Origin of the sequence: Streptomyces sp. NPDC046862, assembly GCF_040704615.1 — a bacterium.
Lineage (GTDB): Bacteria > Actinomycetota > Actinomycetes > Streptomycetales > Streptomycetaceae > Streptomyces.
The window spans coordinates 48293-72155 of the sequence record NZ_JBEYXP010000001.1; the positions used below are offsets into that span (position 1 = coordinate 48293).

Genomic DNA, 23863 nt, shown 5'->3' on the forward strand with positions numbered 1-23863 from the left:
ATCTACGCGCGTAGCGGCTGTACAGCCCTGTGGGGCGGCCCAGGACGGGGCGCCGTCGGAGGCGTCGGGCAGAATCGGGGGCATGAGCACCTCCGACCACCAGTCACCCGATCCGGAGCCCTCGGAGCCCTCGGAGCCCTCGGAGCCCTCGGATTCTTCGGAGTCCGCGGCCTCCGCGCACCCCGCGAAGTCGGCGAATTCCGCGAAGCCGGCGAACTCCGCGAAGTCCGCGCCTCCCGCGAAGGCCCCGAAGCCCGCGTACAACGACCGGGCCTACCGCTCGCCCGGCGGGATCGCGGGCGGTGTGCTGCTCCTGGCCATCGCGGCCTGGCTCGGCGGCGACGCCATCGTCACGGGCCACGGCCGCACCCCGTGGCTGGCGCTCGCCACGCTGCTGTGCGTCGTCCCGCTGGTGATCGCCTTCTCGGTGCGGCCCGCCGTCTTCGCGAACGACGACCGGCTGCGGGTGCGCAACCCGTTCCGGGTGATCGTGCTGCCCTGGGGCACCGTCGCCTCGCTGCGCTCCGGCTTCTCGAACGAGGTGGTCGACGAGTCCGGCACCAAGTACCAGCTCTGGTCCGTCCCCGTCTCGCTCCGCGCCCGCAAGCGCGCCAACCGCCGTCAGGCCCGCGCGGAGCACGGCCGGACGGCCACCGAGACGGACCTCAGTGGGCGGACGTCCCTGGCCACCGGGCCCGTGCGCGCCCCGTCCGACCAGGTCATGGACGACCTGCGCGAGCTGTGCGAGGCCCGGGCCAAGGCAGCGGACTCACAGGGCGAGCCGAGCGTGCGGTGGTCGTGGGAGGTCATGGGGCCGGCGATCGCGGGAGCGGTGCTGTTGGCGATCCTGATCGCGCTGGGCTGATCGCGGTGGGCTGATCGCAGAGGGCGGGACCAAGTGGTTTCTCTGTCCCAGCGACACGCCGTGAACGCGGTGTGTCGCTGGGACCGGCGAGCCACTTGGCGGCCCGGAACGGCCCGGAACGGCCCGGAACGGCCCGGAACGCGGTGCCGCCAGGCGTTCGGGTCAGATGCCTGCCGCCGTCGAGAGGTCGCGCTTGATCGTCGTCAGCAGGTCCGTCGCCTTCGCGCGTGCCGCGGGGAGGCCGGCGTGTGAGGCGACCGGGACCACGACCTCCAGGTAGCACTTCAGCTTGGGCTCCGTGCCGCTCGGGCGGACGATCACGCGGGCGCCGTCCAGGGTGTAGCGCAGCCCGTCGGTGGGCGGGAGCGTGTCGGTGCCCTGGGTCAGGTCCTCCGACCTGGTGATGGACAGGCCCGCGAGCTCGGTCGGGGGCTGTTCGCGCAGGCGGCGCATGGCGTCGGCGATGAGGGACAGGTCCTCCACGCGGACCGAGAGCTGGTCCGTCGCGTGCAGGCCGTGCTCGACCGCGATGTCGTCCAGGAGGTCGAGGAGGGTGCGGCCCTCGGACTTCAGGACCGAGGCGAGTTCCGTGATCAGGAGCGCGGCCGTGATGCCGTCCTTGTCGCGCACGCCCTCCGGGTCCACGCAGTAGCCGAGCGCCTCCTCGTAGCCGTAGCGCAGGCCCTCCACGCGGGCGATCCACTTGAAGCCGGTGAGCGTCTCCTCGTACGGCAGTCCCGCCTTCTCGGCGATCCGGCCGAGGAGGGAGGACGAGACGATCGACTCGGCGAAGGTGCCCCTCGCTCCGCGGCCGACCAGGTGGGTGGCGAGCAGGGCGCCGACCTCGTCGCCGCGCAGCATGCGCCAGCCGGCGTCCGCGCCCTCGCCGCCCCTGCCCTCGCCGTCCTTGCCCTCGCCGTCCTTCACGGCCACCGCGCAGCGGTCGGCGTCGGGGTCGTTCGCGATGACCAGGTCGGGGTTCGTCTCCCGCGCCTTCGCGAACGCCAGGTCCATGGCGCCCGGCTCCTCGGGGTTGGGGAAGGCGACCGTCGGGAAGTCCGGGTCGGGGTCGGCCTGCTCGGCGACCAGTGCGGGGGCCGGGAAGCCGGCCCGGGCGAAGGCGGCGAGGAGGGTGTCCTTGCCGACGCCGTGCATCGCCGTGTAGACCGTGCGGGCGGTACGGGGGGAGTCGGGGGCGAGAACGGCGTCCGTACGGGCCAGGTAGGCGTCGAGGACCGTGTCGTCGAGGGTCTCCCAGCCGGTGTCCGGGCGCGGGACCGTGGTGAGGCCGGCGACGGCGGCGATCTCCGCGGCGATCTCGGCGTCGGCCGGGGGCACGATCTGGGAGCCTCCCCCAGACTCCGTCCGGGGGTGCCCCCAGCCGAGGTAGACCTTGTAGCCGTTGTCGCGGGGCGGGTTGTGGCTGGCGGTGACCTCCACGCCGGCGGCGGCGCCGAGGTGCCGGATGGCGAAGGCGAGGACCGGGGTGGGGAGGGGGCGGGGGAGGAGCACGGCGCGGAGACCGGCGCCGGTCATCACCGCGGCGGTGTCGCGGGCGAAGTCGGCGGACTTGTGGCGGGCGTCGTAGCCGATGACCACGAGGGCGGGCTCGGCGGGTTCCTTGTCGCCCTGGGCCTGCTCGGCTCCCTCGGGCTGGGCCTTCTTCTTGAGGTACGCGGCGAGACCGGCGGCGGCGCGGATGACGACGGAGCGGTTCATGCGCATCGGCCCGGCGCCGAGTTCGCCGCGCAGGCCCGCGGTGCCGAACTGGAGGGTGCCGCTGAAGCGCGCGGCGAGCTCCGCGGTGTCCTCGGCGTCGATGAGCTTGGCGAGTTCCTCACGGGTGTCCGCGTCGGGGTCCTCGGTCAGCCACGCCTGGGCCCGTGCGATGAGTTCGTCCTGCACGTCGGGGTCCTCTCTCGTTCGTGCGGTGCGGGATTGCTGCGGGTGCGGGTGGTTCCAGGGTGCCTGGGTGGGGGGCTGGGCGCCTGGGGAGGGGTGGTTGGGGGTGTCTCGCGGCTGCGGGTTCGTTGTGGTTGTTCGCGCAGTTCCCCGCGCCCCTCAAGGGGCGCGCTTCCCCGCCGGTCGTCGGGTATCAGCCCCGCCAACGTTGCTTGGGCGCCTACGCGTTCCCTCGTGGGTCGGGGGCGCGCGGCGAGGCGCGGGGAACTGCGCGACCAGCCACAACGAACCCGCAGCCGCCCACCGACAGGAACCCGGCAGACGAGACCGCCTGGCCCCGGGGGAACCCTCAGAGGCGCGACAGGACCCGGGTCAGCAGCGCACCCATATGGGTGGCGGAGTCGCGGCCCGCCTGGAGGACCTCCTCGTGGTTGAGGGGCTCACCCGTCATCCCGGCCGCGAGGTTGGTGACCAGGGAGATGCCCAGCACCTCGGCACCCGCCTCACGCGCGGCGATGGCCTCCAGGACCGTCGACATGCCCACGAGGTCCGCACCGATGACGCGGGCCATGCGGATCTCGGCCGGGGTCTCGTAGTGCGGGCCGGTGAACTGCGCGTAGACGCCCTCCTCGAGGGTGGGGTCGATCTCCTTGCAGAGGGCCCGCAGGCGCGGCGAGTAGAGGTCGGTGAGGTCGACGAAGTTGGCGCCGACGATCGGGGACGTCGCCGTGAGGTTGATGTGGTCGCTGATCAGGACCGGCTGGCCGGGGCGCATGGTCTCGCGGAGGCCGCCGCAGCCGTTGGTCAGGACGACCGTCTTGCAGCCCGCGGCCACGGCGGTGCGCACCCCGTGCACGACGGCGGAGACGCCGTGACCCTCGTAGTAGTGGGTCCGGCCCAGGAAGACGAGCGCGCGCTTGTCACCGATGCGGTACGAGCGGACCTTGCCGCCGTGGCCCTCGACCGCCGGGGGCGGGAAACTGGGCAGGTCGGTGACCTGGAACTCGGTCTCGGGGGCACCGAGCGCCTCCACGGCCGGGGCCCAGCCGGAGCCCATCACGAGGGCGACGTCGTGGGTCTCGGCGCCCGTGAGCTCACGCAGGCGCGCGGCGGCGGCGTCGGCGGCCTCGTACGGGTCGCCCTGGATGTCGTCCGGAAGAGAAGATGCGTTCACGCGATGAGAGTAACCGGTCCTGGCCTACGCGCGTAGACGTCGTGGGTGACCGGCCGGCGATCGTTGTCTTGTCGTTTCCGGTGGCTCGACGGCCCGCGGCCGCGTATGTACCCAAGGGGGTGTGCCGGGAGGTGTCCGCCCGCAGCGGCCGGCGTCCGCCACCGAGCAGCTGGCCGCCCACAGGACCGCCGGACCGAGGACGGAGACCTCGCGGCGCGCCCCCGACCCACGAACAAACGCGTAGGCGCACCAGCCGCCGCGGCGCCGCAGACCTTCGACGACCGGCGGGGAAGCGCGCCCCTTGAGGGGCGCGGGGAACTGCGCGACCAGCCACAAACAACCCGCAGCCGCCCACCGACAGGAACCCGGCAGACGAGACGCACCCGCCCAACCGCCGGAGGCCTCAGCAGGGCCTCTTCCGCAGCTCCATCACGTAATCGTGCGGCGCCCCCGCCGACTCCGCGGCGTCGGCGATCTCGCCGAGGTAGCGGGCCGAGGGCAGGCCGCCCTCGTAGCCGTTGAGGACGTAGGTCCAGGCCTGCTCCTGGCCCTCCAGGGTGTGGGCGTGGACGCGCATGCGGCGGTAGACGTCGAGGCCGACGCCCTCCCAGCGGTCCATGGAGGCCTCGTCCATGGGGGCGATGTCGTACAGGGCGACGAAGACCTGGGAGTCCGGGGCCTCGACGATCGTCGGGAGCGCGCCCTCCCAGCCCATGTGCTCGCCGCCGAACGTCAGCCGCCACCCGTTCAGCCAGCCGGTGGCGCGCAGCGGCGAGTGCGGAGCGCGGCGGGACATCAGCCGCGCGTCGAGATTGCCGGCGTACGCGGCGTAGAGCGACATGGACCGAGGGTACGGCAGCCGCGCCGTGCGCCTCCCCCGTCACACGGGTGTCTGCCGCCCCCGACGCAGTGCGCGTTCCGGGCGTGCGGGACAATGGGGTACGTGACTCGGATCGTGATCATAGGCGGCGGACCCGGTGGATACGAGGCGGCCCTGGTGGCCGCCCAGCTCGGCGCGGAGGTGACCGTCGTCGACTGCGACGGCCTCGGCGGCGCGTCGGTGCTCACCGACTGCGTGCCGTCGAAGACGCTCATCGCCACCGCGGAGGTGATGACGACCTTCGATTCGTCGTACGAGGAACTCGGGATCATCGTCGCCGACGACACCCCTCACATCGACACGCCCGCGCGTGTCGTCGGTGTGGATCTCGGCAAGGTCAACCGGCGTGTGAAGCGGCTCGCGCTCGCCCAGTCGCACGACATCACGGCGTCCGTGACGCGCGCCGGCGCGCGCGTCGTGCGCGGGCGCGGGCGGCTCGAAGGGCAGCAGGACCTCGACGGGTCACGGAAGGTCGTGGTGCGGGCCGCCGACGGCAGCGAGGAGACGCTCGTCGCCGACGCCGTGCTCATCGCCACCGGCGGCCACCCGCGCGAGCTGCCCGACGCCCAGCCCGACGGCGAACGCATCCTCAACTGGACGCAGGTGTACGACCTCGACGAGCTGCCCGAGGAGCTCATCGTGGTCGGGTCCGGTGTCACCGGCGCCGAGTTCGCGGGCGCCTACCAGGCGCTCGGATCGCACGTCACCCTCGTCTCCAGCCGGGACCGCGTGCTGCCGGGCGAGGACCCGGACGCCGCGGCCGTGCTGGAGGACGTGTTCCGGCGGCGCGGCATGAACGTCATGGCCCGCTCCCGCGCCCAGTCCGCCAAGCGGGTCGGGGACCGGGTCGAGGTCACGCTCGCCGACGGCCGTGTCATCAGCGGCTCGCACTGTCTGATGGCCGTCGGCGCCATCCCCAACAGCGAGGGCATGGGCCTGGAGGAGGCCGGCGTCAAGCTGCGCGAGTCCGGGCACATCTGGACCGACAAGGTCTCCAGGACCTCCGCTCCCGGCGTGTACGCGGCCGGTGACGTGACCGGGGTGTTCGCCCTCGCGTCGGTGGCCGCCATGCAGGGCCGTATCGCCATGTACCACTTCCTGGGTGACGCGGTGGCCCCGCTGAACCTGAAGACGGTCTCCTCCAACGTCTTCACCGACCCCGAGATCGCCACCGTCGGCTACTCGCAGGCCGACGTGGACGCCGGGCTCATCGACGCGCGGGGCGTGAAGCTGCCGCTGCTGCGCAACCCCCGCGCCAAGATGCAGGGCATCCGGGACGGCTTCGTGAAGATCTTCTGCCGGCCCGGCACCGGGATCGTCGTCGGTGGTGTCGTCGTCGCACCGCGCGCCTCGGAACTGATCCATCCCATCTCGATCGCGGTCGACAACAACCTGACCGTCGAACAGATCGCGAACGCCTTCACCGTGTACCCCTCCCTGTCGGGCTCGATCGCCGAGGTGGCACGACAGCTGCACACCCGGAAGTCCGGCGGCGAGGTCTGAGCACAGGACATCGACTCCCCACCGTTGGTGGGGAGTTGTCTGTTTTTGGGGCGGCTTGGGTGGTCCGGATCGGGTCCATATACCACTTCGCGCCCTACCATGCGAACAACTTCTGCTATTCGGCGCAAACTGCTGAAAGCAGACGGTCGCCCGCGTTACTGTCAGTTTCGTGTTCGCTGCAGAACGTCGTCAATTGATCCTCGAAATGGTGCGAGCGAACGGGGCCGTGTCGCTCCGTGAACTCGCCCGCGTCGTCCAGACCTCCGAAGTGACCGTACGGCGGGACGTGCGCGCACTGGAGGCAGAAGGACTCCTCGACCGCCGGCACGGCGGTGCGGTACTGCCGGGCGGGTTCACGCGGGAGTCCGGCTTTCCGCAGAAGTCTCATCTCGCGACCGCCGAGAAGACGGCCATCGCCGACCTCGCCGCGAGCTTCGTCCAGGAGGGCGAGGCCATCGTGGTCGGGGCGGGGACCACCACGCAGGAGCTGGCACGCCGGCTCGCGCGGGTCCCCGGGCTGACCGTCGTCACCAACTCGCTGTTGGTGGCCCAGGCGTTGGCCCACGCCAACCGTGTGGAGGTCGTGATGACCGGCGGCACTCTGCGCGGCTCCAACTACGCCCTGGTCGGCTCCGGAGCGGAACAGTCCCTCCAGGGGCTGCGGGTCTCGCGGGCCTTCCTCTCCGGGAGCGGACTGACCGCCGAGCGGGGCCTGTCCACGTCCAACATGCTGTCGGCGTCCGTCGACCGCGCGCTCGTCCAGGCGGCCGCCGAGGTCGTCGTCCTCGCCGACCACACCAAGCTCGGTACGGACACGATGTTCCAGACCGTGCCGACCGACGTGATCACCCGGCTGGTCACCGACGAGCCCCCTGCCCACGACGACCGTGCGGGCACCGAACTCCAGGCGCTCGCGGACCAGGGGGTCCAGATCGCGGTCGCCGGGGCCTCGGGAAACGCGGGAGGTGAACCCGTCCCGGCACCCGGGCGGCGCCGGGACGTGCCGCTCCCCGGTCCGCGCCGTCAGGTCCCCGGCGCCGGTCCGCTGCTCCGCTCGGCCGCGGTCCCGGGTGAGCAGTCCGCCGGTGCCGAGCGGGCGAGGGTGGCGGACCTCCGCCGCCGCTGACGATCCCCGTTCTCCCTTACGGCTTCAGACCCCGGACGGTGAGCGTGAGGAGGCGGTCGGCCAGGTCGGGGTCGGCGGGGGTCTCCTCCGCGGCGAGGGCGATCGCGTGCGTCAGCTGGAGCAGGTCGCCGATCGAGACCCCTGGGCGTACGGCGCCCGCCTCCTGCGCCCGGGCCAGCAGGGCGCTGCCCGCCTCACGGATCGGGTCGCCGCACCGGGCGAGCTCGGAACCGCCGTTCTCGCCGTCGTCACCGCTGTCGTGCGAGGCGGAGTACGAGACGGTCATGAGCGCCCGGGAGAGCCCGCGGTACTCGCCCGCGTGGCTGATGATGTCGCGCAGCCATGTCACCAGGGCGCCGCACGGCTGCGGGTCGTCCAGCAACTCGCGCGAGCGGGCCAGGAGTTGGCCCACGGCATCCTCGAAGACCGCGCTCATCAGGGCGTAACGGTTCGGGAAGTGGCGGTAGAGGGTGCCGATACCGACGCCGGCGCGCTTCGCCACGTCCTCCAGGGACGCGTCCGTACCGTGCGCGGCGAAGGCGGCCCGCGCCTCGGCGAGGAGACGCTCGTGATTGCGGCGCGCGTCGGCCCGCATCGGGCGTGGGGGCGCTCCGCTCGCCATGGCCGTCACCTGCTCTCGCTGTGGGTGGTTCGCCTCGAGTGCGTTCTCGTCTGCCGGGTTCCTGTCGGTGGGCGGTTGCGGGTGCGTTGTGGTTGTTCGCGCAGTTCCCCGCGCCCCTGGAGGGGCGCGTCGCCGCCGGTCGTCGGGTATCTGCCCCACCGTCGTGGCTTGGGCGCCTACGCGTTTGTTCTTGGGTCGGGGGCGCGCCGGGAGGTCTCCGTCCTCGGTCCGGCGGTGCCGTGGGTACGTGAGGGGCTCGGCGGCGGACGCCGGCCGCTGCGGGCGGACACCTCCCGGCACACCCCCTTCCGCGCGTACGCGGCTGCTGGTACGTCGCGGTGGCGGCGCGTTGTCATGCCGGGTGCGGGGGCCGTGCTTCTAAGGGGCGCGGGGAACTGCGCGACAAGCCACCACGAACCCCGCACCCGACCACCATCAGAACCCGGCAGACGAGACGCCCTCGGCCACCGAGTGACTAGTCCTTGATCTCGCAAATGGCCGCACCGGAGGTGACGGAGGCGCCGACCTCCGCGGCGAGGCCCTTGATCGTGCCGGCCTTGTGCGCGTTGAGGGGCTGCTCCATCTTCATGGCCTCCAGGACGACGATCAGGTCGCCCTCCTTGACCTCCTGCCCCTCCTCGACGGCGATCTTGACGATGGTGCCCTGCATCGGCGAGGCGAGCGTGTCCCCGGAGGCGGCCGGGCCGGACTTCTTCGCGGCGCGGCGCTTCGGCTTGGCGCCCGCGGCGAGGCCGGTGCGGGCCAGGGACATGCCGAGCGAGGACGGCAGGGAGACCTCCAGGCGCTTGCCGCCGACCTCGACCACGATCGTCTCGCGGCCCGGCTCGTCGTCCGTCTCGGCCTCGACGGCGTCGGCGGAGGCGGTGAAGGGGGCGATCTCGTTGACGAACTCGGTCTCGATCCAGCGCGTGTGGACCGTGAACGGGTCCTGGCCGCCGGTGAGCTCGGGGGCGAAGGCCGGGTCGGTGACGACGGCCCGGTGGAACGGGATGGCCGTGGCCATGCCCTCGACGGTGAACTCGTTCAGCGCCCGGGCGGCCCGCTGCAGGGCCTGCCGGCGGGTGGCGCCGGTGATGACCAGCTTGGCGAGCAGTGAGTCCCAGGCGGGGCCGATGACGCTGCCGGACTCCACGCCCGCGTCCAGGCGGACACCAGGGCCGGTGGGCGGGTCGAAGGTGGTGACCGTGCCGGGGGCCGGCAGGAAGTTGCGGCCGGGGTCCTCGCCGTTGATGCGGAACTCGAAGGAGTGGCCGCGCAGCGGCGGGTCGTCGTAGCCGAGCTCCTCGCCGTCGGCGACGCGGAACATCTCACGGACCAGGTCGATGCCGGTGACCTCCTCGGTGACCGGGTGCTCTACCTGGAGACGGGTGTTGACCTCCAGGAAGGAGATGGTGCCGTCCTGGCCGACGAGGAACTCGCAGGTGCCCGCGCCGACGTAGCCGGCCTCCTTCAGGATGGCCTTCGAGGCGCGGTACAGCTCGGCGTTCTGCTCCGGGGAGAGGAAGGGTGCCGGGGCCTCCTCGACGAGCTTCTGGTGGCGGCGCTGGAGGGAGCAGTCACGGGTGGAGACGACGACCACGTTGCCGTGGGTGTCGGCCAGGCACTGGGTCTCCACGTGGCGCGGGCGGTCCAGGTAGCGCTCCACGAAGCACTCGCCGCGGCCGAAGGCGGCCACGGCCTCGCGCACGGCGGAGTCGTACAGCTCGGGGACCTCTTCCAGGGTGCGGGCGACCTTCAGGCCGCGCCCGCCGCCGCCGAACGCCGCCTTGATCGCGATCGGCAGACCGTGCTGCTCGGCGAACGCGACGACCTCGTCGGCGCCGGAGACCGGGTCGGGCGTGCCGGCCACCAGCGGGGCGCCGGCGCGCTGGGCGATGTGACGGGCGGCCACCTTGTCGCCCAGGTCGCGGATCGCCTGCGGCGGCGGGCCGATCCAGATCAGGCCCGCGTCCAGCACCGCCTGCGCGAAGTCGGCGTTCTCGGAGAGGAAGCCGTAACCGGGGTGGACGGCGTCCGCGCCGGAGTCCTTGGCCGCCTGCAGCACCTTCGCGAAGTCCAGGTAGCTGGAGGCGGGGGTGTCACCACCCAGCGCGAACGCCTCGTCCGCCGCGCGGACGTGCAGGGCGTCCCGGTCCGGGTCGGCGTACACGGCGACGCTCGCGATCCCCGCGTCCCGGCACGCCCGGGCGACGCGAACAGCGATTTCGCCACGGTTGGCGATCAACACCTTGCGCACGATGGCTCCCTCTCCTTGAAACAAGCCGAGTTTAGGGACTGCCGACACGGCGTTTCGACCCGTCCTCAATGGTGAGCTTGCCCACACGGAGCGTGAGTGGAGGCTCGCTCAACCTGCGAAATCCCTTGTCGCACCGCACCGCACAGGACTCCACCGGAAAACCCTAGCCCTCCGATGTGGTCAAGGTCTCTATGAGGCCGCGCTGCGCCACGATGGGTTTCTTTGTGGAGTCCCTACTAATGGCCCAATGATTCTTTGCCCGCGCGGGAACCCTTGTCCCTGGGTTTACCCGTTAGTAGCGTTCGCGATGTCCTGATGGGTACTAGCGGTAACGGGCGTCGCGTGCTCCAAGCGGCGGACGGCGGCAGCGGAAGTGGGGTGGGACCGGTGATACGGAGACCGGTGGCGGTGGTCACGGCGCTAGTGCTCTTCGTCGAGGCGGGGTTCATCGCCTGGCTGAACTGGTTCCTCGGCATCGTGGTCGACCGCCAGGACATGTCCCTCGCCGGGCTCGACCCGGCCGCGATGTCGACCTCGTCGAAGGCCGGTGGCGTGGTCTTCGGTCTCTATTTCGCCGTGTGCGGTCTCGCCGCGCTGCTCGTCGCCCTGCGCGACCGGCCCGCGAGCGGCGTCTGGCGCATCCTGCTGATCAGCGTGGCCGTCGTGCACGGGCTGCTCGGCGCGTTCGCCGTGGGCCTGGTGGGCTGGGGCGCGTTCGCGTCTCTGATGGTCGTGCTCGGACTGGTGCTGCTCACGCTGATGACGTACGACCGTCAGATGGGCCCGGCCGACGCGGCCCCCGAGAGCGACGGGGGCGGCCCGGAGAGCGGCAAGGGCGAGGGCGGGGCACCCGGTGGCGGCTCGCCGGGCAACGGCGGCTCCGCCCCGGTCACGCCCCCGGCGCCCAGCACACCCTGACCGCGCGCCCCTGGCCCGTCCCGGTTCCGCGCTCCCGTCACTTCTCCCTGGGCGTCCACAACTCGGTGATGCCCACGCCCAGTTGGGCCAGCAGGCGCCGTACCAGCGGGAGGCTGATCCCGATGACGTTGCCGTGGTCCCCGTCGATGCCGTCGATGAACGGCGCCGAGCGGCCGTCGAGCGTGAACGCCCCGGCCACGTAGAGGGGTTCCCCGGAGGCGACGTACGCGGCGATCTCCTCGTCGGTCGGCTCGCCGAAGCGGACCACGGTGGACGCCGTACCGGAGGTGTACCGTCCGCTCGCGGTGTCCCAGACGCAGTGCCCGGTCTGGAGGGTGCCCGCACGGCCGCGCATCGACTTCCAGCGCGCGGTGGCCTCCTCGGCGTCGGCGGGCTTGCCGAGCGCCTCGCCGTCCAGATCGAGCACCGAGTCGCAGCCGATCACCAGGGCGCCCTTGACCTCGGGTTTCGCCGCCACGACGGAGGCCTTCGCCTCGGCCAGCGCGAGCGCGAGTTCGGCGGGGGTGGGGGCGGTCACGGCGTCCTCGTCGACCCCGCTGACGATCACCTCGGGGTCGAGCCCCGCCTGGCGGAGCAGGCCCAGCCGGGCGGGGGACTGGGAGGCGAGCACGAGTCGGCGGCGCGGCTGATCAGTCATGCCGTCAGGGTATCGGCGCGGCCCGGGGCACGGCCCGGGGCACCGTTTCACCTCGGCCGCTTCAGCCGCTTCAGCCGCCTCACCTCACGCCGAGCACGAGCATCGCGAGCACCATGGCCAGCGCCACGAGAACGCCGAGCCGCCGCAACATGTCCTGCGTGTCACGCAGTTCCTTGGGCGGCTCGTTCTCGGGGTCGGACCACAGCATGTCACCGATGCTGCGGTAGCACTCGTTCCGGCGCCTGAGTACGCGTACTCAACTTGTGCGGCCCGTGGTGACTAGTAGGCCTGACTGGGCCAGTAGGTGCGGCCCCACGCCGTCGGCCCCGGCTGGGGCACGCGGTGGGCGGCGATGCGGGAGGGGTCGGCCCAGGAGTCGCGGGGGCGGGGCGCGCCGGACGGCTCGGAGGCCGCCGCCGCGGCGCGCGCCCGGACCACCGCCAGTGCGGCGGCCAGCTCCTCCGGGGTCGGGTTGCCCCGTACGACCTTGATCGTCATGTCGGCTCCTAAGGAGTCCAGGGTCCGGGTCTACAGGGGAATGTTGCCGTGCTTCTTCGGAGGCAGGCTTTCCCGCTTCGTACGCAGGGAACGCAGTCCGCGCACGATGTGGGAGCGGGTGTCGGACGGGAAGACGACGGCGTCGATGTAGCCGCGCTCGGCCGCCGCGTAGGGGTTGAGGAGCCTGTCCTCGTACTCCTGGATCAGGCGCTCCCGCACCTCCTCGCGCTCCTCCTCGGAGGTGGCGGCGATGGTGCGGCGGTGCAGGATGTTGACCGCGCCCTGGGCGCCCATGACGGCGATCTGGGCGGTGGGCCAGGCGAGGTTGAGGTCGGCGCCGAGGTGCTTGGAGCCCATGACGTCGTACGCGCCGCCGAAGGCCTTGCGGGTGATGACCGTGATCAGGGGGACGGTCGCCTCGGCGTAGGCGTAGATCAGCTTGGCGCCGCGGCGGATGATGCCGTCGTGCTCCTGGTCGACGCCCGGGAGGAAGCCGGGGACGTCCACGAAGGTGAGGACGGGGACGTTGAAGGCGTCGCAGGTGCGCACGAAGCGCGCGGCCTTCTCGGAGGCGTCGATGTCGAGACAGCCGGCGAACTGCATCGGCTGGTTGGCGACGATGCCGACGGGGTGGCCCTCGACTCTGCCGAAGCCGGTGATGATGTTCGGCGCGAACAGCGGCTGGGTCTCGAAGAACTCGGAGTCGTCCAGGACGTGCTCGATCACCGTGTGCATGTCGTACGGCTGGTTCGCGCTGTCCGGGACGAGCGTGTCCAGCTCGCGGTCCTCGTCGGTGAGGGAGAGGTCCGCCTCCTCCGGGAACGCCGGGGGCTCGGACAGGTTGTTGGACGGCAGGTACGACAGCAGCTGCTTGACGTACTCGATGGCGTCCTTCTCGTCGCCCGCCATGTGGTGGGCCACGCCGGAGGTGGCGTTGTGGGTGCGGGCGCCGCCCAGCTCCTCGAAGCCGACGTCCTCGCCCGTGACCGTCTTGATCACGTCCGGTCCGGTGATGAACATGTGCGAGGTCTGGTCGACCATGACCGTGAAGTCGGTGATGGCGGGGGAGTAGACCGCGCCGCCCGCGCACGGGCCGACGACCAGGCTGATCTGCGGGATCACACCGGAGGCGTGGGTGTTGCGGCGGAAGATCTCGCCGTACATGCCGAGCGCGCTGACGCCCTCCTGGATACGGGCGCCGCCGGAGTCGTTGATGCCGATGACCGGGCAGCCCGTCTTCAGCGCGAAGTCCATGACCTTCATGATCTTCTGGCCGAAGACCTCGCCCAGCGCCCCGCCGAAGACGGTGAAGTCCTGCGAGAACACGGCGACCGGGCGGCCCTCGACCGTGCCGTAGCCGGTGACGACACCGTCCCCGTACGGGCGGTTCTTCTCCAGGCCGAAGTCGGTGGAGCGGTGCTGGGCGAACTCGTCGAACTCCACGAAGGAGCCCTCGTCCATGAGCAGTTCGATCCGCTCGCGGGCCGTCAGCTTGCCCTTCGCGTGCTGCTTCTCCACGGCGCGCTCGGAGCCGGCGTGCGTCGCTTCGTGGATGCGGCGCCTGAGATCCGCGAGCTTGCCCGCGGTGGTGTGGATGTCGGTCTCCTCGACCGTCTGGCGCTCTTCCGGCTCGGACATCGGGATGCGGCTCCCTGGCTGCTCAATGGGGACGTGAGGGTGACGTACTCAGTGACGTGCTCAGTGACGTGCTCAGTGATTATTCAGTGACGTGCTCAGTGACGTGCTCAGTGATTATTCAGTGGCGTGCTCAGTGGCGTGCTGGTGGCGTGCTCAGAAGTGTGTATGGCTACTCATCCGTAGCGTAGTGCTGCGCCTACGGTTCGGCAGTGCGGCGTTGACCACACCTAGGGTGGGTTTCATGACCCCGCGAGATGCATCAGACGCGTACGACGACGACCGCGGCCAGGGCGACGGGCCCGGCGGCAGCCGCTGGTCCGATCTCGGCCGCCCTCCCCTCAGCGGGACCGCGCTGCGCCGGGCGCTGGTGCGTGAGGGCGGGCTGTGGTCCGAGGTGGACGTGGTGCAGCGGACCGGGTCCACGAACTCCGACCTCGTGGCCCTCGCCGAGGCGGGCAAGGCGGCCGAGGGCGCGGTCCTCGTCGCCGAGGAGCAGAACGCGGGGCGCGGTCGGCTGGACCGCGTCTGGACCGCCCCGCCGCGCTCCGGCCTCTTCTTCTCGGTGCTCCTGAAGCCGGCCGAGGTGCCCGTCCAGCGCTGGGGCTGGGTGCCGCTGCTGACCGGGGTGGCGGTGGCGACGGGCCTGTCCCGCGCGGCCGGCGTGGACACGGCACTCAAGTGGCCCAACGACCTGCTGGTGACGGTGGGCGGCGAGGAACGCAAGGCGGGCGGCATCCTCGCCGAGCGCGCGGGCACGGACGGCGTGGTCGTCGGCATCGGCATCAACGTCACGCTCCGCGAGGCCGAACTGCCCGTGCCCACCGCGGGCTCCCTCCTCCTGGCGGGCGCCGCGAACACCGACCGTGACCCGCTGCTACGGGCCGTCCTGCGCTCCCTGGAGCAGTGGTACGGCACATGGCGCGACGCCGGAGGCGACCCCGCCGCCAGCGGCCTCCAGGAGACGTACGCGGCGGGCTGCTCCACCCTGGGCCGCACGGTCCGCGCCGAGCTCCCGGGCGACCGCTCGCTCGTGGGAGAGGCCGTCGCCGTGGACGGAGACGGCCGCCTGGTGCTGGCCACGAAGGAGGGCGTGCAGGAGCCGGTGGGGGCGGGCGACATCGTCCATCTGCGACCCGAGTGACTCGTGGGACGGCTGGGTACCCGGAGTGGCCCGGTGAACGCTGGGGACGATCAACTCGTACGACTCCCCAGTCGGGGTGTTCCCGGCCCAGCCGGTAAGGGTCGCTGGCGTACGGCAAAGGAGTGAGCCAGCGCACACCTGCCGTAGAGTTGAGGCCGGTCGATACCTGACCGTGGCAGATCGGAAGGGCAGCAGGCGTGACCGTCGACGACACGGGCTCCGGCACGGGTGCACACCCCGCTCCCGACGGCGATCCGGGCCGTAGCGCCGGGTTTGCCAGTGACGCGTCGGCCGACCGGGCCGAGCCGCGGGGGCCGGTGGACGCGCCGAACCGGCCCGACGGGCAGGGTGACGACCCCGCCGAGAACCCCCTGGCCCTGCGCATCGAATCGCTCATCCTCGGCGCCGAGCGCCGCTACACCCCGTTCCAGGCCGCCCGCAGCGCCGGTGTCTCCGTGGAACTGGCCACCCGTTTCTGGCGCGCCATGGGTTTCGCGGACATCGGCCAGGCCAGGGCGCTCACCGAGGCGGACGTCCTCGCGCTGCGGCGGCTCTCGGGTCTCGTCGAGGCCGGGCTGCTCAGCGAGGCGATGGCCGTGCAGGTGGCCCGCTCGACCGGTCAGACCACGGCCCGGCTGGCCGAGTGGCAGATCGACTCCTTCCTGGAGGGGCTGACCGAGCCGCCGGAACCCGGTATGACCCGGACCGAGGTCACGTACCCCCTGGTGGAGCTGCTCCTGCCGGAGCTGGAGGAGTTCCTCGTCTACGTCTGGCGGCGCCAGCTCGCCGCCGCCACCGGCCGGGTCGTGCAGGCCGCCGACGACGAGGAGATGGTCGACCGGCGGCTCGCGGTCGGCTTCGCGGACCTCGTCGGCTTCACGCGGCTGACGCGCCGCATGGAGGAGGAGGAACTGGGCGAGCTCGTCGAGGCCTTCGAGACCACGGCCGCCGACCTGGTGGCCGCGCACGGCGGCCGGCTGATCAAGACCCTCGGCGACGAGGTGCTGTACGCGGCGGACGACTCGGGTATCGCCGCGGAGATCGCGCTCCGGCTCATCGAGACCATGGCGAACGACGAGACGATGCCCGAGCTGCGCGTCGGTATCGCGTTCGGCACGGTGACGACCCGCATGGGCGACGTGTTCGGTACGACGGTGAACCTGGCCTCCCGGCTGACGTCCATAGCACCCAAGGACACGGTGCTGGTGGACTCCGCGTTCGCCGAGGAGGTCATCCATACCGGTGACGCCCCCGCCTCCGAGGCGGAGGCCGCCGAGGCCGCGGCCGCCGCCGAGAAGGAGGGCGAGGAGCCGCCGACGTACCGCTTCGCGCTCCAGCCGATGTGGCAGCGCCCGGTGCGTGGGCTCGGCGTCGTCGAGCCGTGGCTGCTCACGCGCCGGACGAACCCGCCCGCTTAGCGCCTGCCTCAGCCGAGCGGGCTGTCTCCGTATCCGTGCCCGGTGCCGGTGTCGACACACAGTCCTATGACCGGGACGCACACTTCCCCCTGATCACGCCCGTCCCTCTCATCCCGCTCGTCCCGCTCGTCCGGGCGGTCGGGTCCGGGAGCCGGGCCGGTCGTGCTCGGCGCGGGCCGGGGCACGGCGGGCGCGGTGGCCGCCGGGGCCGGTGCGTCGGCGACGGGGGCCGTGGGGATACCGGTCGAGTCGGCGGACGGGACCGTAGCGGCGGGGACTTGTGACGTGAGCGGGGAGGACGGGATCACCACCGCCGTCGCACCGGGGGACGCCTCGCTTCTGGCCCCCGGCACAGCGGTGGGGCCGGGATCAGCCGAACCCGCCGAACCCGCCGAACCCGCCGGGGGCGATCCGGCCTCCATGGTCGCCGCCGCGTTGGCCGTCCCCTCCGGGATGCCGTCGGAGGCGGCCCTCGGCTCCGCCTCCGTGGCGCCCGTGCCGCCTCCGCCGACCGACTCGGGCACCAGCCGCACCAGGCTGAGCGCTCCCGCCGCCAGGGCGAGCCCGCTCATCGCGAACAGCGTCCGCCGTGGCCGGGGCTTGCGGTGCCGTCCACGGGCGGGGCGCGCCGGAGAGGGGACGGGCAGGACGTCGGCCTCGGCCTCCAGTGCCACCGCCCCGGTTGCGGTCTGTGTCATGGCCGTTCCTCCCCGAAGCGCCCCGCGGCCCCGTCGTGCTGTGCGTGCGCACGCTATGCGCCTGAGGGGGACGGGGAGCGGGAGACGGGTCGGGTGTCACTCGAACGGGGGGACCCATCCGTACTTCCCCCGGTGCGGCCGGACTGCGATGATCGGGGACATCGGAAGTTAACCCGCGTTAACCGGAGGAGCGGAGGGCGTCATGGCGGAGCAAGGGGACGAGCGGCGGTTCGGGGAGTACGTCGCGGTGCGGCGGCACGGTCATGTCGCGGAGCTCGTTCTCGACCGGCCCAAGGCCATGAACGCGGTCTCGACCGACATGGCCCGCTCCATCACCGGCGCCTGCGAGGCCCTCGCCGCCGACCGGGACGCCCGCGTGGTCGTGCTGACCTCCACCCATGAGCGGGCCTTCTGTGTGGGGGCCGACCTGAAGGAGCGGAACTCGTTCAGCGACGCCGACCTGGTGCGTCAGCGGCCCGTGACGCGCGCCGCGTACACGGGCGTCCTGGAGCTGCCCATGCCCACCGTCGCCGCCGTGCACGGGTTCGCGCTGGGCGGCGGCTTCGAGCTGGCGCTGTCGTGCGACGTGATCGTGGCGGACCGTACAGCCGTGGTCGGGCTGCCCGAGGTGTCGGTGGGCGTGATCCCGGGAGGGGGAGGCACGCAGCTGCTGCCGCGCCGGGTCGGGGCCGCGCGCGCCGCCGAGCTGATCTTCACCGCGCGGCGTCTGGAGGCCGTCGAGGCGCGGGAGCTGGGGCTGGTCGACCAGCTGGTGGACGAGGGGCAGGACCGTACGCGCGCTCTGGACCTCGCCGCCCGGATGGCCGCCAACTCGCCCGTCGGCCTGCGTGCCGCAAAGCGCGCCCTGCGTCTCGGGCACGGGCTGGATCTGCGGGCGGGGCTGGAGGTCGAGGACGCGGCGTGGCGGTCGGTGGCGTTCTCGGGGGACCGGGCGGAGGGTGTGGCGGCGTTCAACGAGAAGCGGCCGCCGAAGTGGCCGGGCGAGTAGGCCAGTACCGGCGCCGAGCGGACGGCGGCCCGGCCCGTGCGTGCGGTCGGCCATACCAATACCTCAAAACGCCGCAAAACTCCCTAGCCTGGAGTGATGGGTGAGGACAAGCGGTTGCGGGCCGTGGTGGCGCTGGCGCAGGGGATGGCCGCCGCGCACACGCCCCGTGAGTCGTGGCACGCCGCGGCCGCGGGTGCGTGCCGTGCGCTCGCCGGGAGCTTCGCCGCGCTGTCGGTGTGGGAGCGCGACCTCGGCAGGCTGAAGGTGCTCGTGAACGTGGGGAAGAGGGCTCCGGACGAGGAGGAGTTCCCCGACGGCGAGTCCTACCCCGTGCACCAGTTCCCGGAGATCACGGAGTTCCTGCACGAGCGCTGGGCGGGCGGGATCGGGCCCAGCGCGTGGGTCGAGACCGTCGAGGGCCCGGCTGGTGGGCCCGGTGCGGAGGGGTACTGCCACCAGCGCGTCGCCGCTCTGCGCCGGCGCGGCCGGGGCTGCTGCGTGATCGCCCCGGTCGTGCTGCACGGGCGCGCGTGGGGCGAGCTGTATGTCGCGCGTCCGGCGGGCGCGGCGGTGTTCCGTACGCGGGACGCGGAGTTCGCGACCGTGCTCGCGGCCGTCGTCGCTGCCGGGATCGTGCAGTCCGAGCGGCTGGAGGAGGCCCGCCTGCTGGCGTTCACCGACCCGCTCACGGGGCTCGCCAACCGCCGTGCCGTCGATGTCCGGCTCGGCGAGGCGGTGGAGCAGCACAAGGCCGACGAGACGGTCGTCAGCCTCGTCGTCTGTGACTTGAACGGGCTGAAGCGGGTCAACGACACGCACGGGCACGCGGTCGGCGACCGTCTGCTGGAGAGGTTCGGATCGGTGCTGTCGCTGTGCGGGGCGATGCTGCCGGGCACCTTGGCCGCGCGGCTCGGCGGTGACGAGTTCTGTCTGCTGGCGGCGGGGCCCCCGGCGGACGACGTGGTCAAGGTCGCCGGCGAACTCTGCCGCCGGGCGGCGGAGCTGGAACTCGGCGAGGGCGTCGCGTGCGGGGTGGCCTCGACCCAGGACCCGATCGGTGCCGTACGGTCCCCGCGTCGGCTGTTCCGCCTCGCGGACGCCGCGCAGTACCGGGCGAAGGCGGAGGGCTCGCTGAGACCGGTGGTGGCAGGCCGTGCGGGCCCGGACGACCCGGTGGTGCGCCTGGCCGACCGGCTTCCGGCGGCCGATGCGACCTCGGGGGAGCGGCGACGCATCCGTGGCCGCCCGCCGGAGTGAGCTCACCGGGCCGCTGAGCGGCCAAAGGCGGTAGGTGGCACCCGGCGGCACCCGATGGCACCCCGAGGTCGGTAAGGAGCTCCTCCCCGAACCGGTCGTGACATTCGACGATTCAATCCCTACGATCCTGAATATGGATATGCATTCTGTGGACCCGGTGGTGCTCGGGACGTCCGGTGTCACCGCGGCCGACGTCGTCGCCGTGGCGCGCGGCGGCGCCCGGATCGAGCTCTCCGAGGAGGCCGTGACGGCACTCGTCGCGGCCCGCGACATCGTGGACGCGCTCGCGGCCAAGCCGGACCCCGTCTACGGCGTCTCGACCGGCTTCGGAGCCCTCGCCTCCCGGCACATCAGCCAGGAACTGCGGGCGCAGCTGCAGCGCAACATCGTCCGCTCGCACGCCGCCGGAATGGGCCCGCGGGTGGAGCGCGAGGTGGTCAGGGCGCTGATGTTCCTGCGTCTGAAGACGGTCTGCTCGGGGCACACGGGCGTGCGGCCCGAGGTCGCGCAGACCATGGCGGACGTGCTGAACGCGGGCATCACCCCCGTCGTCCACGAGTACGGCTCGCTGGGCTGCTCCGGCGACCTCGCCCCGCTGTCCCACTGCGCCCTCACGCTGATGGGCGAGGGGGAGGCCGAGGGGCCCGACGGCGTCGTACGGCCCGCCGGAGAGCTGCTCGCCGCCCACGGCATCACCCCGGTCGAGCTCCGCGAGAAGGAGGGGCTCGCCCTCCTCAACGGCACGGACGGCATGCTCGGCATGCTGGTCATGGCCCTCGCCGACCTGGAGCTGCTCTACCGGTCCGCCGACGTCACGGCCGCCCTGACCCTTGAGGCCCTCCTCGGCACGGACAAGGTCCTCGCCCCCGAGCTCCACGCCATCCGTCCGCACCCCGGCCAGGGCGCCTCGGCCGCCAACATGCTCGCGGTCCTCAAGGGGTCCGGCCTGACCGGCCACCACCAGGAGGGCGCGCCCCGCGTCCAGGACGCCTACTCGGTGCGCTGCGCCCCGCAGGTCGCGGGCGCCGGCCGCGACACGATGGACCACGCGCGCGTGGTGGCCGAGCGGGAGCTGGCGTCGGCGGTGGACAACCCGGTGGTGCTGCCTGGGGGCACCTCCCGCTCATGGGGGTCCCCCCGCTCGAGCGAAGCCGAGAGTGGGGGAGAAGCCGAGAGTGGGGGAGGTCGCGTCGAGTCCAACGGCAACTTCCACGGCGCCCCCGTGGCCTACGTCCTCGACTTCCTCGCCATCGCGGCCGCCGACCTCGCCTCGATCGCGGAGCGCCGCACGGACCGTCTGCTCGACAAGAACCGCAGCCACGGGCTCCCGCCGTTCCTCGCGGACGACCCGGGTGTCGACTCGGGGCTGATGATCGCCCAGTACACGCAGGCGGCCCTGGTGAGCGAGATGAAACGTCTCGCCGTCCCGGCCTCCGCCGACTCCATCCCCTCCTCGGCCATGCAGGAGGACCATGTCTCGATGGGCTGGTCCGCGGCCCGCAAGCTCCGCACGGCCGTCGACAACCTGACCCGCGTCCTCGCCGTCGAGCTCTACGCCGCCACGCGGGCCATCGAACTCCGCGAGGGTCTGACCCCCGCCCCGGCCTCCCAGGCGGTACTGGAGGCCGTCCGCAAGGCGGGCGTCGAGGGCCCGGGACCGGACCGCTTCCTCGCCCCCGACCTGGCGGCGGCCGACGCCTTCGTCCGGGAGGGGCGTCTGGTCGCGGCGGTGGAGCCGGTGACGGGGCCGCTGGCCTGAGGCCTCAGGCGGGGCGCACGGGGCGTACGGCTCAGGAAAGCGCCGTACGTTCCCGGCGGACCGAGTACGCCACGAACCCCGCGCCCAGGCCGAGGAAGAGCGTGCCTCCGACGAGGTACGGGGTGGTGTCGACGCTGCCGGTGTCGGCGAGCTGGGCCCCCGCACCCGTGGACCGGGTGGACTCGGAGGAGCCGGAGGAGTCGGAGGTGATGACCGCGTCCGTGGACGTCTCGGTCGTCGTGTCCGCGCTCATGGTCGTCATCTGTCGCTGTTCTGTTCCGTCCTGACCGTCCTGGGTCGCGTTCGCGGACGGGACGAACCACAGGGCGGCGAGAAGGGTTCCCGCGGCGGTGGCGGTCAGCAGCGTTCGACGTGTGGTGGACGACGATCGACGTGCGGCGGACACGAAATATCGATCCCCTTGTGGAGCTGGCGAATTGGCCGTGTGGGGCGATGTTAGTGAAAGTCGCGGGTCACGGGAAAGTCACGGGAGCTGTGAGACGTACTCTCCCGCCTATGAGCACTTCTGAGACATCACAGTTCGTCCGGCTTCGGGTGGAATTGGTGGTCGAGGTCGAGGGCGCCGACGCGCTGACCAAGGCCGCGCTCGACCGAATCGAGTCGGCCGTCGATATGGCGGCGGACGAACGGGTACACGCCGAGGGCGCGGTGACGCAGGACACAGCGGAGGCCCTGGCCTACCTCGTCGACCCGTTCGACCTGGTCAGCGAGGTACCCGGGGTCGACCTGGCCCAGGCGTCCTGGAGCAGTGAGCAAATCGACTACGACCCTGATTCGCCTGATTGGGGCCTGGACGAGGATGATGTGCACGAGGACGAAGAGGAACACGGGACCGGCTGACGCGTCGCGGGTGAGATTCACAGCCCCGGGCGGCAACCGCTGCCCGGGGTTCTGTCGTCTCATGAGGCGCACTGACCACCTCAGCACCAGTCAGCCGGTCGTCGCGGACCGAACGTGGTGTGCCCCACACATCCGAGGGATGTGGAACGGGAGGAACCGGTCGTGGCGTTTGTGTCCGTACGGGGATTCTCTTGGGCTTTGGGGATTCGGCAACGATGGAGAAGCGTGTGATGACGAACAGTAGGCGGCGCAAGGGCCTCGCGGTCGCGTCCGCCCTGCTCGGCGGGGTGTTGGTGCTCTCTGCGTGCAGCGGAGGCGACGACAAGGCGGGCTCCGGCGGCGACACCTCGCAGGCCAAGGCCGACGAGGCGGCGGCCAAGAAGACCTCCGTCGCCGAGATCAAGATCACGCCGAAGGACGGCTCGGACAACGCGTCCATCAACAACGCCGCCAAGGTCACCGTGGCCAAGGGCGAGCTGACGTCCGTCAAGATGGAGACCGAGGAAGGCAACGCCGTCGCCGGCGAGATATCCGCGGACAAGAAGAGCTGGAAGCCGAGCGGCCAGCTGGAGCGGGCCACCCGGTACGAGATCACGGCCACCGCCGAGGACTCCGAGGGCCGCGCGGCGCACGAGAACGCCACGTTCACCACCGTCTCGCCGAACAACAGCTTCCTCGGCTACTTCACGCCGGAGGACGGCTCCACGGTCGGCGTCGGCATGCCCGTCTCGATCAACTTCGACAAGGCGATCAGCAACAAGGCCGCCGTGCAGAAGGGCATCACCGTCTCCTCCAGCTCCGGCCAGGAGGTCGTCGGCCACTGGTTCAGCCCGAACCGGCTCGACTTCCGGCCCGAGGAGTACTGGAAGGAGAACTCGACCGTCACCGTGAAGCTGGCGCTCGACGGGGTCGAGGGCTCCGACGGCGTGACCGGCGTGCAGCAGAAGACGGTCACCTTCAAGATCGGCCGCAACCAGGTCTCGGTCGTCGACGCGAAGACCAAGCAGATGCAGGTCATGCAGGACGGCAAGGTCATCAAGACCATCCCGATCTCCGCCGGTTCGCCCGAGAACAAGACGTACCAGGGCCAGATGGTGATCTCCGAGAAGTTCAAGGAGACCCGGATGAACGGTGCGACGGTCGGTTTCACGGACGACGACGGCAAGGGCGAGTACGACATCAAGGACGTGCCGCACGCCATGCGTCTGTCGACGTCCGGCACCTTCATCCACGGCAACTACTGGGGCGCCAAGTCGATCTTCGGCAGCGTGAACACCAGCCACGGGTGTGTCGGCCTCTCGGACACCAAGGGTGCCAACGACCCGAACACGGCGGGTGCCTGGTTCTACAACAACTCGATCGTCGGTGACGTCGTCGACATCAAGAACACCGGCGACAAGACGATCGCCCCGGACAACGGCCTCAACGGCTGGAACATGGACTGGGCCGCCTGGAAGGCGGGTTCGGCGGCCTGAGCCGCGCGCTCCGCGAGACCGTTTCCTGACGACGGCGGCACCGGCCCTTGGCGGCCGGTGCCGCCGTCGTCGCTGTTTGGGCGTTTGGGCGTTTGGGCGTCTGGGCGTTTGAGCGTCTGGGCGTGTGTTCGGGTGCGGGTGGTGGGAGGCTTGTCGCGCAGTTCCCCGCGCCCCTGAAACAGCAGGGGCGCGCCCGGGCTTTTA

22 protein-coding genes are annotated in these 23863 nt (G+C 71.8%); 11 read left to right on the forward strand and 11 right to left on the reverse strand.

Annotated features, from left to right (window positions below; genetic code table 11):
• Window positions 1-82: 82 nt before the first annotated feature.
• A complete protein-coding gene (locus AB0959_RS00225; protein ID WP_366823940.1) occupies window positions 83-865 on the forward strand; it encodes a PH domain-containing protein in 783 nt (260 codons plus the stop codon).
• Between the two features lie 162 nt (window positions 866-1027).
• Here AB0959_RS00225 and AB0959_RS00230 read toward each other — a convergent pair whose 3' ends face one another.
• The 3 genes from AB0959_RS00230 to AB0959_RS00240 all read right to left on the reverse strand — a co-directional run bounded on the left by AB0959_RS00230 (window position 1028) and on the right by AB0959_RS00240 (window position 4782).
• Window positions 1028-2770, reverse strand: a complete 1743-nt coding sequence (locus tag AB0959_RS00230; RefSeq protein ID WP_366823941.1) for a phospho-sugar mutase — start codon at window positions 2768-2770, stop codon at window positions 1028-1030.
• A gap of 346 nt (window positions 2771-3116) precedes the next feature.
• On the reverse strand, window positions 3117-3941 hold the full coding sequence (locus AB0959_RS00235) for a purine-nucleoside phosphorylase (RefSeq protein ID WP_366823942.1): 825 nt from the start codon (window positions 3939-3941) through the stop codon (window positions 3117-3119).
• 403 nt (window positions 3942-4344) lie between these two features.
• The gene (locus tag AB0959_RS00240) at window positions 4345-4782 is read right to left on the reverse strand and encodes a gamma-glutamylcyclotransferase (protein WP_366823943.1); all 438 of its coding nucleotides are present in this window, start codon (window positions 4780-4782) and stop codon (window positions 4345-4347) included.
• A gap of 93 nt (window positions 4783-4875) precedes the next feature.
• Between AB0959_RS00240 and AB0959_RS00245 the strand changes: the two genes are divergently transcribed.
• Together AB0959_RS00245 and AB0959_RS00250 are read left to right on the forward strand one after the other, a co-directional pair.
• Entirely contained in the window at window positions 4876-6324 is a 1449-nt protein-coding gene (locus AB0959_RS00245; protein WP_366823944.1) for an NAD(P)H-quinone dehydrogenase, read from the forward strand.
• A 169-nt stretch (window positions 6325-6493) separates the two neighbouring features.
• A complete protein-coding gene (locus AB0959_RS00250; protein WP_366823945.1) occupies window positions 6494-7450 on the forward strand; it encodes a DeoR/GlpR family DNA-binding transcription regulator in 957 nt (318 codons plus the stop codon).
• A 16-nt stretch (window positions 7451-7466) separates the two neighbouring features.
• Here AB0959_RS00250 and AB0959_RS00255 read toward each other — a convergent pair whose 3' ends face one another.
• Both AB0959_RS00255 and AB0959_RS00260 read right to left on the reverse strand, forming a co-directional pair.
• The gene (locus AB0959_RS00255; RefSeq protein WP_366824255.1) at window positions 7467-8045 is read right to left on the reverse strand and encodes a TetR/AcrR family transcriptional regulator; all 579 of its coding nucleotides are present in this window, start codon (window positions 8043-8045) and stop codon (window positions 7467-7469) included.
• 502 nt (window positions 8046-8547) lie between these two features.
• Complete coding sequence (locus AB0959_RS00260) at window positions 8548-10329, reverse strand: acetyl/propionyl/methylcrotonyl-CoA carboxylase subunit alpha (protein WP_366823946.1); 1782 nt, start codon at window positions 10327-10329, stop codon at window positions 8548-8550.
• A gap of 387 nt (window positions 10330-10716) precedes the next feature.
• Here AB0959_RS00260 and AB0959_RS00265 point away from each other — a divergent pair, with 387 nt between their 5' ends.
• Complete coding sequence (locus AB0959_RS00265; protein ID WP_366823947.1) at window positions 10717-11247, forward strand: hypothetical protein; 531 nt, start codon at window positions 10717-10719, stop codon at window positions 11245-11247.
• A 37-nt stretch (window positions 11248-11284) separates the two neighbouring features.
• Here the strand turns inward: AB0959_RS00265 and AB0959_RS00270 are convergent, their stop codons facing one another.
• From AB0959_RS00270 to AB0959_RS00285, 4 genes are all read right to left on the reverse strand, one after another.
• Entirely contained in the window at window positions 11285-11905 is a 621-nt protein-coding gene (locus AB0959_RS00270; protein WP_366823948.1) for a nucleoside triphosphate pyrophosphatase, read from the reverse strand.
• A 79-nt stretch (window positions 11906-11984) separates the two neighbouring features.
• Window positions 11985-12113: a morphogenic membrane protein MmpB gene (locus AB0959_RS00275; RefSeq protein ID WP_152775791.1), complete on the reverse strand. Its 129-nt coding sequence runs from the start codon at window positions 12111-12113 to the stop codon at window positions 11985-11987.
• 71 nt (window positions 12114-12184) lie between these two features.
• The gene (locus tag AB0959_RS00280; protein WP_366823949.1) at window positions 12185-12403 is read right to left on the reverse strand and encodes an acyl-CoA carboxylase epsilon subunit; all 219 of its coding nucleotides are present in this window, start codon (window positions 12401-12403) and stop codon (window positions 12185-12187) included.
• Window positions 12404-12433: 30 nt separating this feature from the next.
• Entirely contained in the window at window positions 12434-14041 is a 1608-nt protein-coding gene (locus AB0959_RS00285) for an acyl-CoA carboxylase subunit beta (protein ID WP_366823950.1), read from the reverse strand.
• A 241-nt stretch (window positions 14042-14282) separates the two neighbouring features.
• On the opposite strand from AB0959_RS00285, the gene AB0959_RS00290 reads away from it, so the two are divergent.
• On the forward strand, window positions 14283-15182 hold the full coding sequence (locus AB0959_RS00290) for a biotin--[acetyl-CoA-carboxylase] ligase (protein ID WP_366823951.1): 900 nt from the start codon (window positions 14283-14285) through the stop codon (window positions 15180-15182).
• Window positions 15183-15499: 317 nt separating this feature from the next.
• Window positions 15500-16600 carry an adenylate/guanylate cyclase domain-containing protein gene (locus AB0959_RS00295; RefSeq protein WP_366824256.1) on the forward strand — a complete coding sequence of 367 codons (1101 nt, stop codon included), beginning with the start codon at window positions 15500-15502 and terminating at the stop codon, window positions 16598-16600.
• 8 nt (window positions 16601-16608) lie between these two features.
• On the opposite strand, the gene AB0959_RS00300 is transcribed toward AB0959_RS00295, so the two are convergent.
• On the reverse strand, window positions 16609-17298 hold the full coding sequence (locus AB0959_RS00300) for a hypothetical protein (RefSeq protein WP_366823952.1): 690 nt from the start codon (window positions 17296-17298) through the stop codon (window positions 16609-16611).
• A 202-nt stretch (window positions 17299-17500) separates the two neighbouring features.
• Between AB0959_RS00300 and AB0959_RS00305 the strand changes: the two genes are divergently transcribed.
• From AB0959_RS00305 to hutH, 3 genes are all read left to right on the forward strand, one after another.
• On the forward strand, window positions 17501-18307 hold the full coding sequence (locus tag AB0959_RS00305) for an enoyl-CoA hydratase-related protein (RefSeq protein WP_366823953.1): 807 nt from the start codon (window positions 17501-17503) through the stop codon (window positions 18305-18307).
• A 96-nt stretch (window positions 18308-18403) separates the two neighbouring features.
• Complete coding sequence (locus AB0959_RS00310) at window positions 18404-19564, forward strand: GGDEF domain-containing protein (protein ID WP_366823954.1); 1161 nt, start codon at window positions 18404-18406, stop codon at window positions 19562-19564.
• Between the two features lie 133 nt (window positions 19565-19697).
• Window positions 19698-21323, forward strand: a complete 1626-nt coding sequence (gene hutH / locus AB0959_RS00315; protein ID WP_366823955.1) for a histidine ammonia-lyase — start codon at window positions 19698-19700, stop codon at window positions 21321-21323.
• Window positions 21324-21354: 31 nt separating this feature from the next.
• On the opposite strand, the gene AB0959_RS00320 is transcribed toward hutH, so the two are convergent.
• Window positions 21355-21729: a hypothetical protein gene (locus tag AB0959_RS00320; protein ID WP_366823956.1), complete on the reverse strand. Its 375-nt coding sequence runs from the start codon at window positions 21727-21729 to the stop codon at window positions 21355-21357.
• A 110-nt stretch (window positions 21730-21839) separates the two neighbouring features.
• On the opposite strand from AB0959_RS00320, the gene AB0959_RS00325 reads away from it, so the two are divergent.
• Window positions 21840-22184, forward strand: a complete 345-nt coding sequence (locus tag AB0959_RS00325; RefSeq protein WP_366823957.1) for a hypothetical protein — start codon at window positions 21840-21842, stop codon at window positions 22182-22184.
• A 215-nt stretch (window positions 22185-22399) separates the two neighbouring features.
• The gene (locus AB0959_RS00330) at window positions 22400-23659 is read left to right on the forward strand and encodes an Ig-like domain-containing protein (RefSeq protein ID WP_366823958.1); all 1260 of its coding nucleotides are present in this window, start codon (window positions 22400-22402) and stop codon (window positions 23657-23659) included.
• Window positions 23660-23863 lie beyond the last annotated feature (204 nt).

Bases quoted from the DNA above. Each gene is read 5' to 3' on its own strand.
- AB0959_RS00225 (WP_366823940.1), top strand. From the start codon at position 83: ATGAGCACCTCCGACCACCAGTCACCCGATCCGGAGCCCTCGGAGCCC.
- AB0959_RS00240 (WP_366823943.1), bottom strand. From the start codon at position 4,782: ATGTCGCTCTACGCCGCGTACGCCGGCAATCTCGACGCGCGGCTGATG.
- AB0959_RS00245 (WP_366823944.1), top strand. From the start codon at position 4,876: ATGGGGTACGTGACTCGGATCGTGATCATAGGCGGCGGACCCGGTGGA.
- AB0959_RS00255 (WP_366824255.1), bottom strand. From the start codon at position 8,045: ATGCGGGCCGACGCGCGCCGCAATCACGAGCGTCTCCTCGCCGAGGCG.
- AB0959_RS00270 (WP_366823948.1), bottom strand. From the start codon at position 11,905: ATGACTGATCAGCCGCGCCGCCGACTCGTGCTCGCCTCCCAGTCCCCC.
- AB0959_RS00275 (WP_152775791.1), bottom strand. From the start codon at position 12,113: ATGCTGTGGTCCGACCCCGAGAACGAGCCGCCCAAGGAACTGCGTGAC.
- AB0959_RS00280 (WP_366823949.1), bottom strand. From the start codon at position 12,403: ATGACGATCAAGGTCGTACGGGGCAACCCGACCCCGGAGGAGCTGGCC.
- AB0959_RS00285 (WP_366823950.1), bottom strand. From the start codon at position 14,041: ATGTCCGAGCCGGAAGAGCGCCAGACGGTCGAGGAGACCGACATCCAC.
- AB0959_RS00290 (WP_366823951.1), top strand. From the start codon at position 14,283: ATGACCCCGCGAGATGCATCAGACGCGTACGACGACGACCGCGGCCAG.
- AB0959_RS00300 (WP_366823952.1), bottom strand. From the start codon at position 17,298: ATGACACAGACCGCAACCGGGGCGGTGGCACTGGAGGCCGAGGCCGAC.
- AB0959_RS00305 (WP_366823953.1), top strand. From the start codon at position 17,501: ATGGCGGAGCAAGGGGACGAGCGGCGGTTCGGGGAGTACGTCGCGGTG.
- AB0959_RS00310 (WP_366823954.1), top strand. From the start codon at position 18,404: ATGGGTGAGGACAAGCGGTTGCGGGCCGTGGTGGCGCTGGCGCAGGGG.
- hutH (WP_366823955.1), top strand. From the start codon at position 19,698: ATGGATATGCATTCTGTGGACCCGGTGGTGCTCGGGACGTCCGGTGTC.
- AB0959_RS00325 (WP_366823957.1), top strand. From the start codon at position 21,840: ATGAGCACTTCTGAGACATCACAGTTCGTCCGGCTTCGGGTGGAATTG.
- AB0959_RS00330 (WP_366823958.1), top strand. From the start codon at position 22,400: ATGGAGAAGCGTGTGATGACGAACAGTAGGCGGCGCAAGGGCCTCGCG.